At 65.4% G+C, this 17,805-nt stretch carries 13 protein-coding genes (1 of these 13 only partly in view); 6 read left to right on the forward strand and 7 right to left on the reverse strand.

Translation table 11 applies throughout. The features are described from left to right. The 5 genes in view from U9R80_RS14945 to U9R80_RS14965 are tightly spaced (at most 47 nt apart) and all read right to left on the reverse strand, a layout consistent with a single transcriptional unit that may run on beyond the window. Positions 1-1,923, reverse strand: partial view of a non-ribosomal peptide synthetase gene (locus U9R80_RS14945; protein ID WP_301843347.1) — the 5' portion only. It extends 1,122 nt beyond the left edge of the window; the window shows 1,923 of its 3,045 coding nt (coding positions 1-1,923); its start codon is at positions 1,921-1,923; its stop codon lies off the left edge, out of view. 11 nt (positions 1,924-1,934) lie between these two features. Next, a complete protein-coding gene (locus tag U9R80_RS14950) occupies positions 1,935-2,990 on the reverse strand; it encodes a TauD/TfdA family dioxygenase (RefSeq protein WP_301843345.1) in 1,056 nt (351 codons plus the stop codon). Continuing rightward, positions 2,987-6,415: a condensation domain-containing protein gene (locus U9R80_RS14955; RefSeq protein WP_301843344.1), complete on the reverse strand. Its 3,429-nt coding sequence runs from the start codon at positions 6,413-6,415 to the stop codon at positions 2,987-2,989. The genes U9R80_RS14950 and U9R80_RS14955 overlap by 4 nt, the downstream gene beginning before the upstream one ends. Beyond that, positions 6,412-7,140: a thioesterase II family protein gene (locus tag U9R80_RS14960; protein WP_324805230.1), complete on the reverse strand. Its 729-nt coding sequence runs from the start codon at positions 7,138-7,140 to the stop codon at positions 6,412-6,414. Before U9R80_RS14960 ends, U9R80_RS14955 begins: the two co-directional genes overlap by 4 nt. Positions 7,141-7,187: 47 nt before the next feature. After that, positions 7,188-7,403, reverse strand: a complete 216-nt coding sequence (locus tag U9R80_RS14965; RefSeq protein WP_301843342.1) for an MbtH family protein — start codon at positions 7,401-7,403, stop codon at positions 7,188-7,190. Between the two features lie 218 nt (positions 7,404-7,621). Here U9R80_RS14965 and U9R80_RS14970 point away from each other — a divergent pair, with 218 nt between their 5' ends. Continuing rightward, entirely contained in the window at positions 7,622-8,140 is a 519-nt protein-coding gene (locus U9R80_RS14970; protein WP_301843341.1) for an RNA polymerase factor sigma-70, read from the forward strand. Positions 8,141-8,232: 92 nt separating this feature from the next. Further along, positions 8,233-9,201 carry an endonuclease gene (locus U9R80_RS14975; RefSeq protein ID WP_301843338.1) on the forward strand — a complete coding sequence of 323 codons (969 nt, stop codon included), beginning with the start codon at positions 8,233-8,235 and terminating at the stop codon, positions 9,199-9,201. A 266-nt stretch (positions 9,202-9,467) separates the two neighbouring features. Here U9R80_RS14975 and U9R80_RS14980 read toward each other — a convergent pair whose 3' ends face one another. Then, positions 9,468-11,369 carry a potassium transporter Kup gene (locus U9R80_RS14980; RefSeq protein ID WP_301843337.1) on the reverse strand — a complete coding sequence of 634 codons (1,902 nt, stop codon included), beginning with the start codon at positions 11,367-11,369 and terminating at the stop codon, positions 9,468-9,470. 1,058 nt (positions 11,370-12,427) lie between these two features. Continuing rightward, a complete protein-coding gene (locus U9R80_RS14985) occupies positions 12,428-13,351 on the reverse strand; it encodes a LysR family transcriptional regulator (protein WP_301843365.1) in 924 nt (307 codons plus the stop codon). A 131-nt stretch (positions 13,352-13,482) separates the two neighbouring features. Here U9R80_RS14985 and U9R80_RS14990 point away from each other — a divergent pair, with 131 nt between their 5' ends. The 4 genes from U9R80_RS14990 to U9R80_RS15005 all read left to right on the forward strand — a co-directional run bounded on the left by U9R80_RS14990 (position 13,483) and on the right by U9R80_RS15005 (position 17,749). Then, positions 13,483-14,646 (forward strand): acyl-CoA dehydrogenase family protein, encoded by a 1,164-nt coding sequence (locus U9R80_RS14990; protein ID WP_301843366.1) that lies wholly within the window; start codon positions 13,483-13,485, stop codon positions 14,644-14,646. Positions 14,647-14,847: 201 nt separating this feature from the next. Continuing rightward, the gene (locus U9R80_RS14995) at positions 14,848-16,050 is read left to right on the forward strand and encodes a CaiB/BaiF CoA transferase family protein (protein ID WP_301843368.1); all 1,203 of its coding nucleotides are present in this window, start codon (positions 14,848-14,850) and stop codon (positions 16,048-16,050) included. Positions 16,051-16,088: 38 nt separating this feature from the next. Continuing rightward, positions 16,089-16,931, forward strand: a complete 843-nt coding sequence (locus tag U9R80_RS15000) for an FAS1-like dehydratase domain-containing protein (protein WP_301843370.1) — start codon at positions 16,089-16,091, stop codon at positions 16,929-16,931. Beyond that, positions 16,928-17,749 (forward strand): HpcH/HpaI aldolase/citrate lyase family protein, encoded by an 822-nt coding sequence (locus U9R80_RS15005; RefSeq protein ID WP_301843371.1) that lies wholly within the window; start codon positions 16,928-16,930, stop codon positions 17,747-17,749. The genes U9R80_RS15000 and U9R80_RS15005 overlap by 4 nt, the downstream gene beginning before the upstream one ends. Positions 17,750-17,805: the final 56 nt, after the last annotated feature.

A 17,805-nucleotide genomic window follows, 5' to 3' on the forward strand; every position in this document is an offset into this window, starting at 1 on the left:
CTGCTCGTGGGTGGGCAGGTGCAGGCAGCCGCCCTGGCCCAAGGTCCAGAACAGCCCGGCCACGGAGCTGTCGAACGACAGCGACGAGAGCAGCAGGAACGACGCCACCGGCGCCGGGTAGTGAACGAAACGCGCCAGCGTCGACGCCAGGGCATTGGCATGGCTGACCGCAACGCCCTTGGGCGTGCCGGTGGAACCTGAGGTATAGATGACATAGGCCAGGTCATCGCTGCCCACGGCCACCGGCAAGGGTTCGGCCGGGCCCTGCCACACCGGCGAGTCCGGCGCCAGGGACAGCACCGTCAGCCCGGCGGGCAGGGTCAGGTCGGCGCCCTGGGCATCCAGGGCCAGCAGGCAATGCACGCCGGCATCGGCGAGCATGAAGTTCAGGCGATCGGCCGGGTAGTCCGGGTCCAGCGGCAGATAGGCACCCCCGGCCTTGAGGATGCCCAGCATCGCCACCAGGGCCGACAGCGAGCGCGGCGCGTAGACGCCGACGATGCACTCGCGCTCGACTCCCACCGCCTGCAAGGCCCGTGCGAGCTGATTGGCACGCCACTCAAGGGTGGCGTAGTCGAGGGCGTCGTTGCCCTGGCGCACCGCCGGGCGGTCGTGCTGCCCGGCCACCTGGGCCTCGAACAGGCGATGCAACAGCCCAGGCGAGGCCAGCGGCATGTCCGGACCCTGCTCGAACACCGCCAGACGCTCACGTTCCGCGGCCCCAAGCAGGCTGACCTGGGCAAGCCGCTGATCGAAATCGGCCAGGGCGTTGCCGGCAAACACACAGAACTGTTCCAGCCACAGTGCCGCCACAGCGGAGTCCAGGCACTCGACGGCATGCTCCAGGCGCAGGACCTGGCCTTCCCGGCCAAGACTCAGCAGCGGCAAATGGCACGGGTCCAGCTCGACCTCGATACCCGCCACCGGGCGGTACTCGGCGCGGAACCCATAGCCTGTGGCAATGCCGTGTGCGGCCACGGCAACGTCGTCCAGGCACTCAAGCCACGAGCGTGCCTCGTCCAGACGACCTCGCACCTCCTCCAGCACCTGCGCCAGGCTGGCATCGCCGGCAAAGGCCAGGTTGAGAGGCAACTGGCGCTCGAAACGGCCCAGCATGTGCCGCACCTGTTCGTTGCGGCTGTCCAGGGCCACGGTCAGGGCCACCTGGCGCTGGTCGCTCACGCGGCACAGGAAACCACCCCAGAGGAACAGCAACAGATCGTCGCAGGCCACGCCCAGCGCCTGGGCGCGGGCATCCAGCGCTTGCAGCAACGCGTCTGCCGGCACCTCTACGTGCGCCAGGCGGGTGGCCAGGGCATCGCGCTCGAACGGCAACGACGCCCGTGGCAACACGGCCTCCTGCACCCCGCGCCAATAGCTCGTGCCCTGTACGCCGATGTCTGCCGCGAGCAGCTCGCCTTGCCAGTCGGCGTAGTCGATGTACTGCAACGCCTCGTCATCGGCAGGCGGCAAACCGCTGCCGTAGCCTTGACGCAGTTCGACGGCAAGTTGCTGCAAGGCCCGGGCATCGACGCTGGCCAGGGATACGCCCAGCACCACCACGAATGCGCTGGCATCACCGGCCTCTTCCACCGCGGCGGCAAACGCCACCTGCTGCAAGGCGTTGCGCACTACCTCGCCTGCCTCACCGGCTCGCGCGGGGTACAACGGCGATGCAACGTCCTGCTCGACCACCTGCACCGGGCGGCGCAAGCCGTCCATGCGCTGATAGCGGGTACGCAGGACTTCATGACGCAGCTGCAAGGCCTCGAGCAGCGCCTGCAGGCGCGCGGGGTCGAAAGCGCCATCGATGCGCACACGCACAAAAGCGCATAACGGTCGACCGAGACGCTCCTGGCGGGTCAGTACGGCGCCTTGCTGGGCACAGAGTGGGAAGGCGTCTAGGTGGGCAGGCAGTTGCATATAAGGGAACCTCAATCGAGTGCCAGGTCGGCGCTTTTCTGGGCAATCGCCATCGCGGTGAGAATCTTGCGCGGGCCGGTGAATGCATTGCGGGCGTGCAGCGAGAGCATGTTGTCCAGCAGGACCACATCGCCTTTCTGCCAGGGGAATTCGACCATCACATCGCGGTAGGCCTGTTGCAGGTGACGGATGATCTCGTCGGGGATCGCCGCGCCGTCGCCGAAGAAGGTGTTCTGCGGCAGGTCCTCGGGCGCGAATTCGGCCATCAGCGCGGCGCGCAGGGTTTCGGGCAGGGTCAGGGCATTGAAGAACGTGCCATGGTTGAACCACAGCGCTTCGCCGCTACGCGGGTGACGGACAATGGCCGGCCCCACCTGGCGGGTACGCAGGCGGTTGCCGGGCTTCCACTGCGGGCGGATACCGATGCGTGCGCAGTAGGCTTCCACTTCGCCGCGGTCCTCGCTCTGGAACACGGTCTGCCAGGGCAGGCCCATGCCGTCGCCGTAGTTGCGCACGTACATGATCCGGCGCTGGCGGAATTCCTCGCGCACCGCCGGGTCGATGCGTTGCAGCAGCGCGCGGGTGTCGCCCAATGGCGTCTCGCCGCCGGTCAGCGACGGCAGGTCGCAATAGAAATACAGGTGCAACGGGAACACCGGCGAGTAGGAGTGCTCGTTGTGCGGGAAGATCCGTTCGTTGCTCGGGTAGTCGGTGGAACTGTAGATATTGAACTGGCGGGTGATCTGCGTGCGCGGCGAGGCCCGGAACAGGTATTCCAGCGCCCCGCCCGAGACGGCCTGGACACAGCGGTCGAAACCGTCGATGCCGTCCACGTCGAAACCGCGCAAAAGGATCGCGCCGTGCTCGAGCAAGCGCGCCTCGATCAGCTCACGGTGCTGGGCAAGCCACTCCACCAGGTCGGTGCCGGCGTACCGTGGCCGGCACAGCAACGGCAGTCTTTGCCCCTCGAACAGGGGCGCGAATATCACCCGCTCCTCCTGGCCCCCGTTGATGCTTCGACGGGCCCGGCCCATGGTCGGCAGTGCCGTGACGTTGGCGTCGCTCATGATTGCTCCTGAACACTGTGCGGTTGAGGGATGGAAGCCTGCGCAGCGCGCCGGCGCATCGGCCGCTGGCTGCCGATCAGGCTGTGGCGCTGCTGACTATCGGCGGCCCGCGCCTCGCGACGCACCTGGGCGGCGGCCTCCAGCAGCGCGGCCTGGGTCTGCCCCGCCTTGCTCATCCAGGCGTCGAGTACCGCCTGAATCTGCGCGAACAGCTGGGCGATCTCGCCAGGCTCGAACAGCCCTTCGGGCATCTCGAAGCGTGCTTCCAGGCGGCTGGCACTGCTGTAGAAGCCCAGGATCAGGTCCAGCTCGGCAGCCTGCTGGCCAGCGTCGAAGCCTTCCACGCGCACACCGCGCAAACGCGGCAGCGGCGGCTCGCCTTCCTGGTAATTGAGCTTGATGCTGAAGAACGGCGAGCGGCCGGCACGACGCGGCGGGCGCAGGGCCTCCACCACCTGCTCGAACGGCAGGTCCTGGTGCTCGGCGGCGCCCAGCACCACGCCACGGCACTGCTCCAGCAGCGCATCGGTGCTGGCGGCCAGGTCCAGGTCGACCTGCAACACCAATTGATTGATGAAGAACCCCACCAACGGCTCGGCGGCCGGGTGGCTGCGGTTGGCGATGTCACTGCCCAGGCGGATGCGCGACTGGCCGCTGTGCTCGCGCAGGGTGACCGCGAACGCACCGAGCAGCAGCATGAACGGCGTGACCCCGCGCGCCGTGGCGAAGCGGCGCAGGGCGCTGGTTTGCACGCCACTGAAGGCAAACTGTTCGCACACCGCCATCGCGGTCTTGCTGCGCGGCCGTTGCCCGTGAAGCTCCAGCCAACTCTGCTCGCCGGCCAGCGCTTGACGCCAGTAGCCAAGCTGGCGGGCATGCTCGGGACCGGCCAGCAACGCTCGCTGCCAGCGGGCAAAGTCGCCATAGCCCACCGCCAGCGCCGGCATCTGCGCTTCGATGCCGTCCAGGTGGGCGATGTAGAGCGCTTCCAGCTCATCCACCAGGTTGCGCATCGACCAGCCATCCACCGCGATGTGGTGGGTGGTCAGCAGCAGCACATGCTCGCGCTCGTCCAGGCGCAGCAGGTGAACGCGCTGCAGCGGCCCGGTGCTCAGGTCGAAGGGCTGGCGGGCCTGTGAGGCGGCGCGCTGGCGGGCCTGGTCCAAGCGCTGCTGGGACAACAGGCCGAACAGGTCCTCGACGGCAAAGTCCAGGCGCATGGCCTCATGCAGCACCAGGCGCACGCCCTGGCCCTCGGGGACGAAGGTGGTGCGCAGCACCTCATGACGCTGCTGCAGCGCGGCGAACGACGCGCGCAACGCCTCGACATCCAGTGGCCCACGCAGGTGCAGCGCCAGCGGCACGTTGTAGACCGAACCCAGCGGGTCCAGCTGCCAGGCGAACCACAAGCGCTCCTGGGCATAGGACGGCAGCCGTTCGCCCGTCGCGGACGCGGCCAGCACCGGCCGACCCTCACCGCCTGCAGCCTCGGCCACACGCGCGGCGAAACGGGCCAGTTCGGGGTTGTCGAACACGCAGGCCAGCGCGAGGTTCACCCCCAGCCGCTCGCGCAGGCGCCCGATGATCTGGGCGGCGGCAATGGAGTTGCCGCCCAGGGCGAAGAAGTTGTCGTCGCGAAACAGTTCATCCAGCCCCAGGACTTCGGCCCAGACCGCCGCGACCGCACGCTCGTGATCGTCGGCCAAGGCCTGGCCCTGGCGCACCACGGGCTGGTCGTTGCGCCGCAGATGGAAGCAGTCCAGCTCGGCGCGTTCGAGCATTTGCCGGCAGGCCGAACGCTGCAGCTTGCCGCTGGAGGTCTTGGGCAGTTCGCCGGGGTTGAGCAAGGCAATCCATACCGGCGTCTGCTGACAGACATCCGCCACGACCCGGTCGATGTCGGCGCACAGCTGGGCGGCGCTGATCTTGCGCTGGGTGGTGCGACCGATCTCGACCGCGATACCGATGCCTTCACCGTGGGCCTGCTCTACCACGAAGGCCGTGACCCGGCCCTTGCGTGCGCCTTCGACGTTGTACTCCACCGCGCGTTCCAGGTCCTGCGGGTAGATGTTCTGGCCGCGGACAATGATCATGTCCTTCAGCCGCCCGGTGACGAACAAGCGACCTTCGCGCACAAAGCCCAGGTCGCCGGTGCGCAGCCAGGTGCGCCCTTCGCGGCTGACGAACGCCCGGGCGCTCGCTTGCGGGTTGCGCCAGTAGCCGCGCGCGACGCTGTCGCCGCTGGTCCAGATCTCGCCAATGTGGCTGTCGGGCTTGATGTCGCCGGTGTTTGGGTCCACCAGTATCACGTCCAACCCCGGGTGCAGGACGCCGCTGCTGACCAGCAGGCTGCCCTCGCCCGGCTCGGCGCGGTCTTCGCCCAGTGCATGGCTGTCGAAACTGGTGCTGACAAAGGGCTCGTCAGCGGTGGTGCCGGTGACGAACAGGGTGGCTTCGGCCAGGCCATAGCACGGCAGGAACGCCAGCGGGTTGAAGCCGGTGCCGGCGAAGTGCCGGGCGAAGGCGTGCAGGCTGTCCTGGCGCACCGGCTCGGAACCGGAGAACAGTACGCGCAGGCAGCTCAGGTCCAGTGTCGCCAGCACGCTCTCGTTCACCCGCTCGGCCGCCAGGCGGAAGGCGAAGTCCGGGGCGCCGGTGTGGGTGGCGCGGTACTGGCTGATCGCTTCGAGCCAGCGGGCAGGACGCTCGACGAAATGCCGCGGCGACATCAGCACCAGGGTCGCGCCCCGGTACAGCGACAGCAACAGGCAACCGATCAGGCCCATGTCGTGGTACAGCGGCAACCAGCTCACGAAGGTGTCGCCTTCATGCAGGTCGAAGCCCCTCACCATCATTCGCTCGTTGGCGACCAGGTTGCCGTGGCTCACTTCCACGCCCTTGGGGGTGGCCGTGGACCCGGAGGTGTATTGCAGGAAGGCGATGTCATCAAAGGCCGGGCGCCGCACCAGGCCGTTGTCGCTGCCGGACGGCGCCAGGGCGTCGACCGACAGCGTGGTCGGCAACGCCTGGTCGAAGGCCTGTACCAGCGACTCGCGCAGGTGGCTCTCGGTCAGCACCAGGCTGGGCTGGGCATCGTCGAGGATCGCCCGCACCCGGCTCAGCTCGTACTGGCGCAACGACTCGGGCGGCAGTGCAGGCACGGCGATGATGCCGGCATACAGGCAGGCGTAGAACGACACGACATAGCTCGGGCCGCTCTGCATCAGCAACAGCGCCCGCTCACCGACGCCGGCATGGCGCGACAGTTCGCCGGCCAGCTCACGGGCCCGGCGGTCGAGCTCGGCGTAAGTCAGCGTCAGGCGCTGCGCTTCGCCATCGAGGAGAAAGTGCACCGCCGGCTTGTCAGGGTGCCGGCCTGCATGCGCGATGAGCGCTTCGACCAGCGACGTAGGGAGGGCTGTCATGTCGCACCTTTGCAAAGAAAGTGAGAGTCAGGGCGTACGCCGGCCAGGCCTGGCAACGGCATGGCCGGACTTGCCAGGGTGGTCTCCAGGCAGGCCACCAAGTGGTCGAGCACCGCGCGCTCCTGTTCCTGGATGAAGAAGTGGCCGCCGGCAAACAGCTCAAGGCTGAAGCCGGCGCCGGCATGCTCGCGCCAGGCCAGCAGCTGCGCCTCGCTGGCGCGGTCCTCGGTGCCGGCCAGTACATGCACGGGGCACTGCAGCGGCGCCATCGGCTGATAGCGATAACGGCCGCACAGGAGGAAGTCCGCGCGCAGCACAGGCAGGGCCAGACGCATCAGTTCGGGGTCTTGCAGCGCCTCCGGGGGCGTGCCTTGCAGGGAGGTCAGTTCGGCCAGCAGTTGTGCGTCGTTCAGGGGTTGGCGAAAGCGCAGGTAGTCGCGATGGGCCGGCGCCGAGCCGCCCGACACCAGCAACGCCCGCGGTGCCGGCAAGTTGTGCGCCCGCAAGGCACAGGCCAGCTCGAATGCCAGCAGCGAACCCATGCTGTGGCCGAACAGCGCATACGGCCGATAGGTCTCGCCCCGCAGTTCGCGCGCCAGTTGCGCCGCCAGGTCGACCAGGTCGGTTGCCAGCGGCTCACCCGCACGGGCGCCGCGTCCGGGGAGTTCGACCGGGCGAATATCCAGCCAGGCCGGCACGTTGCGGCGCCAGCGCGCATAGCTCATGGCACTGGCACCGGCGTAGGGCAGGCAGAACAGCGTCAGCACAGCGCTCACCGACCGGCCTGCCCGTCCATGTGCTGGCGCAGGCTCAGGGGGCGCATGTCGGTCCAGACCGACTCGATGTAGTCCAGGCAGTCTTGCTTCGGGCCGCTTTTACCCGCTTCCCGCCAGCCTGCCGGCAGCGCCTTGTAGTCGGGCCACAGCGAGTACTGCTCCTCGGCGTTGACGAGTACTTTGAACGTTGCATCTTCGCGGTCGAAAGCCATTTCCGATTCCTCAATCTGTCGAGTAAAAGCGACACGGCTTACGCCTTGCCGCTCGGTTTCCTAAACGACGAATGACTGGGAAAGAACTTCAGAAGGTGGTTTTGCGAGCGCTCAGGGTAGGAAAAAACTGAATAAGAGTGTTGTTGCAAATAGTTCTTAATAAGTCTAGATTCTCCACCCTCGCTGGCAGACTTCCACAAGAACAGATCAGGTGCCTCATGCAAAAACTCGGTGCAGCCAGAAGTGGTTCCCCCTTGCTTGACGTGTTCTATGACCAGCGCTCACGCCTGATCGGTCTTGCTGCCCGGATCACCGGGTGTCGCAGCCATGCCGAGGACATCGTTCATGAAGCCTTCATGAAAGTCGACGATGCTGGTGAGACCGAGCAAATCCGCTCTCAGGCGTCGTACCTCACTCGCGTGGTGCGCAACTTGTCGATCGACCACTACCGGCGACGCCAGTTCGAGGAACGGCTCATCAGCCAGGACACCGACAGCTACGAGGCGCCTGTGCACCATGCCGAGACGCCCGAAGCGCTGGTGTCGGACCAGCAACTGCTGGAGCGGGTGTCCGGGGCACTGGCCGACCTGCCCGAACGCACCCGCTATGCATTTGAAATGTGCAGGATCCACGGCATGAAGCAAAAGGACATCGCCAAGGCCCTCGGCGTCTCCCCGCCCCTGGTCCACGCGATGATCCGCGAAGCACTGCTGCATTGCCGGGAGAAGGCGCTCTGAGCCAAGAGCGCATGATCCCTGTGAGCTGAACAGGGTGCGGCTGGCATCGCGGCGGGTATACTGCGCCGCTCTTGAATTTCACAGCCTTTCCCATGAAAAAATTGCTTTGCGCCGTTGCTGTTTTCTTCGCTGTCACCAGCCCTGCTTTCGCCACTCCCCCCGCTACATTCACCGAAGCCAAGGTCGTCGCCAAACAGAAGGTCTACCTCGATCAAGCCACCAGCGCGATGGGGGACCTGTACTGCGGCTGCAAATGGACCTGGGTCGGCAAGTCCGGTGGCCGGGTCGATGCCGGCTCGTGTGGCTACGAGACCCGCAAGCAACAAAGCCGCGCTGAACGCACGGAGTGGGAACACATCGTGCCGGCCTGGACCTTCGGCCACCAACGCCAGTGCTGGCAGAACGGCGGCCGGGAACAATGCGTGGACACCGACCCCGTGTTCCGTGCCATGGAAGCCGACCTGTTCAACCTCTATCCGGCTGTGGGTGAAGTGAACGGCGATCGCAGCAACTTCAACTACGGCATGGTCTCTGGGGTTTCGCCGCAATATGGCCAGTGCACGACGAAGGTGGACTTCCAGCAAAAAGCCGCCGAGCCTCGCGACGAAGTGAAGGGCCTGGTGGCCAGGACCACCTTCTACATGTTCGATCGCTACCGGCTGAACATGTCGCGCCAGCAGCAACAGCTGCTCATGGCCTGGGACAGGCAGCATCCGGTGACGACCTGGGAGCGCGAACGCAATCGGCGCATCGCCGCGGTCATGGGGCACGCCAACCCCTTCGTCACCGGTGAGCGCAGTTGGACATTGGGCTACAAGCCGGTGGGCGGCGCGGTCACAGCGGCCGTGAACGCACCCAAGGAAAAAGCGCCAAAACAGACGGCCCAGCCGACCCTCGCCAGCGCCGACGGCATGATCATCGGCAACCGCAACAGCCACGTGTATCACCTGTCCAGCGGCTGCCCGGGTTATACCCAGGTGGCGACGAAGAACCAGGTGACCTTCGCATCGGAGTCCCAGGCCCAGGCGGCCGGGTACCGCAAGGCAGGCAACTGCAAGTAGCGGGCAGTCCGACCGCATCGCGGGGCAAGCCCGCTCCTACCGGGGGTAATTCTGTGGGAGCGGGCTTGCCCCGCGAGAGGCCCTTTCGGCTTGTACCGATGTTATGGCCTGAACCACGACCGCTGCGCGGCCGATCGCAGGCTGGCGCCAGCGGCTACGAAAAGCGGGGCTTCCCCACATGCAACATCCTGCGTATCGCGGGGCAAGCCAGCTCCTACCGGGGGTAACTCTGTGGGAGCGGGCTTGCCCCGCGAGGGCGCAGCGAATCACATCTCCACTTGCGTCCCCAACTCGATCACCCGGTTGAGCGGCAAGTTGAAATAGCGAAGGTTGCTGTTGGCATTCTTCAGCAAAAACGCGAACAACCCTTCCCGCCACCGCGCCATGCCCATGCGCTTGGTGGCGATCACTGTTTCGCGGCTCAAAAAGTAGGTGGTGCCCATCGGGCTGAAATCCAGCTCCGGCAAATGACACAGCTGCAATGCCGCCGGCACGTCCGGCTCTTCGATAAAGCCGAAGTTCAGGTTGACCCGATAAAACCCTTCACCAAAGCCCTGTACTTCAAAGCGCTCGGCCAGCGGCACCCGCGGCCGGTCCTGGGACACCACGGTCAACAGCACCACCCGCTCATGCAACACCTGGTTGTGCAGCAAGTTGTGCAGTAACGCATGGGGCACGGCACCCGCGCGGGCGGTCAGGAACACTGCCGTACCCTGCACCCGGTGCGGTGGCTGTGCGGCGATGCTGGCGATGAACAAGGGCAGCGGCAGCGCCGACTCATCCAGTCGCTCGACGATCATCTTGCGCCCGCGCTTCCAGGTGGTCATCAGGAGGAACAAGCCGATCCCGGCGATCACCGGGAAGGCCCCGCCCTGGAAGATCTTCGGCGCGTTGGCGGCGAAGTACAGGCTGTCGACCAGCAGGAAACCCAGCAGCAACGGCACCGCCAGCCAGCGCGGCGTCTTCCACAGCAACAGCACCACGGCCGCCGACAGCAAGGTGGTGATCAACATGGTGCCGGTCACCGCCACGCCATAGGCGGCCGCCAGGGCACCGGAGGATTCAAAGCCGATCACCAGCAGCACCACGCCAACCATCAACGCCCAGTTCACCGTGCCGATGTAGATCTGCCCCTGCTCCTGGCTCGAGGTGTGCTGGATGAACATGCGCGGCACATAGCCCAGCTGGATGGCCTGGCGGGTCAGGGAGAACGCCCCGGAAATCACCGCCTGGGAGGCGATGATGGTGGCCAGGGTCGACAGTGCGATCATCGGCACCAGCGCCCAGCCCGGCGCCAGCAGGTAGAACGGGTTGCGCACGGCCTCCGGGTTGCCGAGGATCAACGCCCCCTGGCCGAAGTAGTTGAGCACCAACCCCGGCAGCACCAGCAGGATCCAGGCCCGGGCAATGGGCTTGCGACCAAAGTGACCCATGTCGGCATACAGCGCCTCGGCGCCGGTCAAGGCCAGTACCACTGCACCCAGGATGGCGACGCCGATACCCGGGTGGACCACAAAGAACTGCACCGCCCAGACCGGGTTCAGCGCCTGCAGCACTTCCGGGCGCTGGACAATGCCGTGGATACCCAAGGCCCCCAATACGGTGAACCACAGCACCATCACCGGGCCGAACAGTATGCCGATGCGCGCCGTGCCGTGTTTCTGGATCAGGAACAGGCCCACCAGCACCACCAGCGCAATCGGCACCACCCAATGTTCGATGCCGTCGAAGGCCAGTTGCAGCCCCTCGACCGCCGACAGTACCGAGATCGCCGGGGTGATCATGCTGTCGCCATAGAACAGCGCGGCGCCGAACAACCCCAGCAGCACCAGCACCCGGCTCAGTCGCGGATACGGCGCCGCAGCCCGCCGCGCCAGTGCGGTCAGGGCCATGATGCCGCCCTCGCCCTGGTTGTCGGCACGCAGCACGAACAGCACATACTTGACGGTCACCACCCAGATCAACGACCAGAACACCAGCGACAGGATCCCCAGCACGCCGTCATGGTTGGCCTGCACGCCATAGTGGCCGGCGAAGACTTCCTTGAGGGTGTACAGCGGGCTGGTACCGATGTCGCCGTAGACCACGCCGACGGCGGCGACGAGCAGGCTGATTGACGAGGTTTTTGCAGGGTTCTGGTGTGTTGCGTGGGAAGCAGATGAGCTCACAGTAAGCGGTCTCGAACACGGAGGGTCTGGACACCGCTGCCCGGCACCGGGGTTCGATGCACAGGCAGTCAGGAGATAACGCCGCCAGTATCCTTGCAAGCGTTGGCGGGCGGCGTAAAAAGTCCGTAAAAAAATGGTTCATCACGGATTGTCGGGAACGTTTGGCTTGGCTGGCTTGGGCGGTGGCTGTGGCTGTGGCTGTGGCTGTGGCTGTGGCTGTGGCTTGGGCGGTGGCGAGCTTATCCATTTTGTGTGGTGGGGCCACTGGCCCCTTCCGCCCTTACGGCGGCTTACTTTTTTTCAGTCGAAAAAAAAAGTAAGCAAAAAATTCTTGCCCCACCAGGGGCCCTACGCTTCGCTTCGGGTCCCCTCGCTACGGTGTCGCTACGGGGCATTGCGAGCTACGACTTGCTTCGCCAAGTCTACGCTTCGCAACTTCGGCCACGGCCGAAGGCGCTTCGCGCTAGCCCCTACACGACACCTCCGCTCGGCCCTTCTGGTTAACGGGGCGGGTGGATCAAGATCAAGAGCACAATTCGCTGCGCTCTTGCTTTTGGACCCCGGTGAATCAGTAGGCACCGCTCTTTTGCTCTTTTGCTCTTTTGCTCTTTTGCTCTTTTGCTCTTCTGCTCTTCTGCTCTTCTGCTCTTCTGCTTTTTCTTTTGCTTTTGATCTTGCTTTTGATCTACCTGCCCCGTTAACCAGAAGGGCCGAGCGGAGGTGTTGCGAAGGGGTGAGTGCGAAGCACCTTCGGCGTTAGCCGAAGTCGCGAGACGTAGACTTGGCGAAGCAAGTCGTAGGCCGCGATACCCCGTAGCGACACCGGAGAGAGGGGACCCGTAGCGAAGCGTAGGGCCCCTGGTGGGGCGAGAATTTTTTGCTTACTTTTTTTTTCGACTGAAAAAAAGTAAGGCGCCGTAAGGGCGCAAAGGTGACTCAGCGCCGCCTTGGCAAACGGATAAGCCCGCAGCACTAAAAGCCACAAAGCCACAAAGCCACAAAGCCACAAAGAACATCAAACCCGTAAATCCGTGAAGAACCTAAAAAATGCCCGCCGCCTAGAGCATGTGCCCCGCCCAGACCTGCCGCTCGATAAGGTCAGCGGCAATGTCGGTGAAGGCCTGGGCCACGAATTTGGCCGCAGGGCTGACCCTTCGATCCGCCGGGAACACCTGCACCAGCGTGCGCATCGGTGTCGGGTCGACCAGCGGGGCTGCGCTCAGGCTGCCGTTCTGCAGTTGGCTGTAGATGGAGGCCAGGGGCAGTACGGTGAGGCCGAAGCCATTGCGGACCAGGTCGACCATCGCCGTAAAGGAGTCGGCCTCGAGGCTGGTGCGCAAGGTGATGCCGGCCTTGCGCGCGCACTCGTCGACGATCAGCCGCAGCCCGTGGCGCGCACTGGGCAGCACCAACTCGCGCGCTTGCAGCTGCGCAAAGGCGACCGGCGTGTCCAGCCGCAGACCGGCGTCGGCGGGGCCGACCAGTATCAGGTTTTCCATCATCACCGGGACGATACGCAAGGTGTGCAGCGGCGGCGGGTCGTAGGAGATGGCCAGCTCCAGCTCGCCGCGCTGCAGCCAATCCAGCAGATAGCCGCTGTAGGCCGAGGAAAAGCGGATACCCAGGTGGGGCTGCACTTCGCGCATTTTGCGCACCCAGGGAACGGTGGCGATTTCGGCCACCGTCGGCGTGGTGCCGACCACCACAGTGCCGCGAAACAGCGAACCGCCGCCGGCCACGGTGCTGCGGATCGACTCCATCTCTTCCATGATCCGCGTGGCATGGGCCAGCACCTCGCGGCCCATCTCGGTGATTTGCATGCCACGCCCATGGCGCTCGAACAGGTAGCCGCCCAACTCCTGCTCCAACTGGCGAATCTGCCGGCTAAGGGCCGGCTGGGCGATATGCAGGCGATCAGCCGCCTTGCTCAGGCTGCCGAGCTCGGCAACGTGGATCAGCGTCTTGAGTTGAACGACATCCATAGAAAAACCACCCCGGGGGTCATCATTGAGCTATGCCGAACCAGCATACCTCAAAGACAAAAACGGTAGTCGTCCTCTACTCCCTGCCTCGTCAGAATCACTGCATCCGTATCCCGGCGAGTCCAATAACAATGACCGATCGCAACCACGAAGCACTCAATGCCATCCGCGAAGGTGTACGCGCACTGTGTGCCGATTTTCCTGCCGAATACTGGCGCACGATTGATGAACACAAAGGCTTCCCCGAGGCCTTCGTCAGCGCCATGACCGAAGCCGGCTGGCTGTCGGCAATGATCCCTGAAGAGTACGGCGGCTCCGGCCTGGGCCTGGCCGAGGCGTCGGTGATCCTTGAAGAGGTCAACCGCTGCGGCGGCAACTCCGGCACCATTCACGGCCAGATGTACAACATGTTCACCCTGCTGCGTCACGGCAGTGACGAGCAGAAACGCTACTACCTGCCCAAGCTCGCCAGTGGCGAACTGCGCCTGCAGTCGATGGGGGTCACCGAGCCGACCACCGGCACCGACACCACCAAGATCAAGACCACCGCCGTGCGCCAGGGCGACCACTACCTGATCAATGGCCAGAAGGTGTGGATCTCGCGGGTCCAGCATTCGGACCTGATGATCCTGCTGGCCCGCACCACGCCCCTGGCCGAGGTCAAGAAGAAGTCCGAAGGCATGTCGATCTTCCTGGTCGACCTGCGCGAAGCCATCGGCAACGGCCTGACCGTGCAGCCCATCGCCAACATGGTCAACCACGAAACCAACGAGCTGTTCTTCGACAACCTGCACATTCCGGCCAGCAGCCTGATCGGTGAAGAAGGCAAAGGCTTCAAGTACATCCTCGATGGTCTCAACGCCGAACGCACCCTGATCGCCGCCGAATGCATCGGCGATGGCCGGTGGTTCATCGAGAAGTCCAGCCACTACGCCCGCGACCGCGTGGTGTTCGGCCGGCCGATCGGCCAGAACCAGGGGGTGCAGTTCCCGATTGCCGAAGCGCACATCGAGATCGAGGCGGCCGACCTGATGCGCTGGCGCGCCTGTGAGGAATACGACAGCGGCAAGAACGCCGGCGCTGCGGCCAACATGGCCAAGTACCTGGCGGCCAAGGCCAGTTGGGAAGCCGCCAACGCCTGCCTGCAAACCCACGGTGGCTTCGGCTTTGCCAATGAATACGACGTCGAGCGCAAGTTCCGCGAGACCCGCCTGTACCAGGTCGCGCCGATTTCCACCAACCTGATCCTGTCGTACGTGGCCGAGCACCTGCTGGAGCTGCCGCGTTCGTTCTAGGTTTTGTATGAAAAGTCTTGTGTGGCCCGTTGTGGGAGCGGGCTCGCCCCGCGATCGGGTGCGTCGGTACCCGCTATAGCGCTGAATCCGGCCTTATCGCGGGGCAAGCCCGCTCCTACATGCAAGTATTTTTCGTACGCCGAATCACCGCACCCTACCGTGCGGTGCCCCAGGATGCGCCATGACAAGAGAGACAACAGCATGAGCCAGCCCACACGCCCTCGCCCCCTGGACGGCATTACTGTCGTCAGCCTTGAACATGCGATTGCCGCGCCCTTCTGTACCCGCCAGCTGGCCGACCTCGGTGCCCGCGTCATCAAGGTCGAGCGGCCCGGTGTTGGCGACTTTGCCCGGGGTTACGACCAGCGGGTGAACGGCCTGGCCTCGCACTTCGTATGGACCAACCGCTCCAAGCAGAGCCTGACCCTGGACCTCAAGCAAGCGGTCGCAACCGAGGTGCTCGACGACCTGCTCGCCGGCGCCGATGTCCTGGTGCAGAACCTTGCCCCCGGCGCCGCCGCGCGCCTGGGCCTGTCGTTCGAGGCGTTGCACGCGCGCTTCCCACGCCTGATCGTGTGTGACATTTCCGGCTATGGCAAAGGCGGGCCCTATGAGCAGAAAAAAGCCTATGACCTGCTGATCCAGAGCGAGGGTGGCTTTTTGTCGGTGACCGGCGGCCCGGAAGAATCGCAGATGGCCAAGGCCGGTTGCTCGATCGCCGACATCGCGGCCGGCATGTACGCCTACACCGGCATCCTCAGTGCCCTGCTGCTGCGGGAGAAAACCGGCGAAGGCAGTCACCTGGACGTGTCGATGCTCGAAAGCCTGGTCGAGTGGATGAACTTTCCGCTGTACTACGCCTATGCCGGCGCCTCGGCGCCCGTGCGCGCGGGGGCGGCCCACGCCACCATCTACCCCTATGGGCCGTTCCCGACGGGCGATGGCAACACCGTGATGCTCGGTGTGCAGAACGAGCGCGAGTGGCAGCAGTTCTGCCTCAAGGTGCTGCAGCAGCCACCCTTGGCGAACGATGAGCGCTTCCAGAGCAACGTCAAGCGTGTGGAAAACCGCGCGGTGCTGCGCGAGCTGATTGTGCAGGCCTTCGCCAGCCTGAGCCTTGCGGCGGTGACCGAACGCCTTGAGCAGGCCCAGATCGCCAATGCCCAGGTCAACGACATGCAAGGGGTGTGGGAGCATCCGCAGCTGCAGGCCCGTGAGCGCTGGACTCAGGTCGACACCCCCGCCGGCACCATCCCCGGCCTGTTGCCGCCGGCCACCAGCAATGCCTATACACCGCGCATGGACCCGGTACCCGGCCTTGGCGAACACACCGATCAGGTACTGGCAGGCCTGGGTTTGTCGGCCGAACGGATTGGCCAACTGCGTGCAAGCGGGGCGGTATGACCCTGTCCCCTCGCCCCGCCACCTTGAAGGAACCCGCCATGAACACCCCTGATTACGCGAGCTGGGTTGGCCGCATCGAAGAAAGCCGCGACCAGCTCAGCCATACCCTGGTCAAGCGCATCGCCGCCACCCTGGGCCAGGCAGCCCCCAACCCCGGGGAGGCCCTGCCACTGCTCTGGCACTGGGCGTTCTTCCAGGAACCGGTGACCGGGGCCGGTCTTGGGCCCGACGGTCACCCGGCACTGGGCGGCTTCCTGCCACCGGCCCACAACCGCCAGCGCATGTGGGCGGGCAGCCGCTTGAGCTTCCATCACCCGCTGCGGGTCGATGCCCAGGTCGAGCGCATTTCCACGCTGCTCAAGGTCGAGGAAAAGCACGGGCGCACCGGCTCGCTGCTGTTCGTCACGGTGCGCCACGAGATCTACCAGAACGGTGAGTGCGCCCTGGTCGATGAACAGGACATCGTCTATCGCGAACCCTCGCCGCCGAAGCTGAGCAACACCGAAGCGCTGATGGCCGGCCAATGGCAGGAAACCATCGAACCCGATGCCACCCTGCTGTTCCGCTATTCGGCGGTCACCTTCAACGGCCACCGCATTCATTACGACTGGCCCTATGTCACCGAGACCGAAGGCTATCCGGGGCTGGTGGTACACGGCCCGCTGATCGCGACCTTGAACCTGCGTGCCTTCCAGCGCGCCCACCCGCAGGCCATCGTCAAAACCTTCAGTTTTCGTGGCGTGCGCCCGCTGATTTCACCCCAGCCGTTCCAGGTTGTCGGCGCGCTGGTGGCCCCCGGGAAGGCCCAGCTGCAAGCGGGCAACCAGGACGGCACCGCGCAAGTCGGCGACGTCACCTATATAGAAGGAGGCGCGCAATGACCCAGGCAGTGATCCGCAGTGCCCTGTTCGTACCCGCCACCCGTCCCGAGCGCATTCCCAAGGCCCTGGCCAGTGGCGCCGACCGGGTCATCGTCGACCTCGAAGACGCCGTCGAGGAGTCCCTCAAGGATCAGGCCCGCGAACATCTGGAGCGCTTTCTGCACGGGCATCCTGGCGTACAGGTGCTGGTGCGGGTCAATGCACCTGAGCACCGGGCACACGCGGCGGACCTGGCCTTGTGCCAACGCTATGTCGAGGTCTGCGGCGTTGTACTGCCCAAGGCCGAGTCACCCGCCCAGGTGCTGCTGGCCGCTGCGACCGGCAAGCCGGTCCTGCCGATCATCGAAAGCGCCCGGGGCCTGGCGGCGCTACCGGCCATTGCCGGCACAGCGGGCGTCGAGCGCCTGGCCTTCGGCAGCCTGGACCTGGGCCTGGACCTGAACCTGCGCAGTGGCAGCCCCGGCGCCGAACGGCTACTGGACCAGGCCCGCTATGCGGTGCTGCTGCACACCCGTGTCGCTGGCCTGGCGCCGGCCCTGGACGGGGTGTTCCCCGGCATCCACGACACGGCCGGCCTGTGCCTGGCCGCCCAGACCGCCCGCGACATGGGCTTTGGCGGTGCCCTGTGCATTCACCCAGGCCAGGTCGCGGTGATTCACGCCGCCTTGCGCCCCAGCGACGAGGCTTTGGACTGGGCCAGGCGGGTGCTGCGAGCGGCGCACCACACTGATGGAGCCTTCGCCCTGGACGGCGAGATGGTCGACGCACCGGTCATCGCCCGTGCCCGCTCGCTACTCGCACAGGGGGGTGATGCCTGATTCGGTTGCGACCGGGACTACATATGTCGTCGTAACAACTGGAAATACCTCAGAAT

Origin of the sequence: Pseudomonas sp. JQ170C, assembly GCF_035581345.1 — a bacterium.
Lineage (GTDB): Bacteria > Pseudomonadota > Gammaproteobacteria > Pseudomonadales > Pseudomonadaceae > Aquipseudomonas.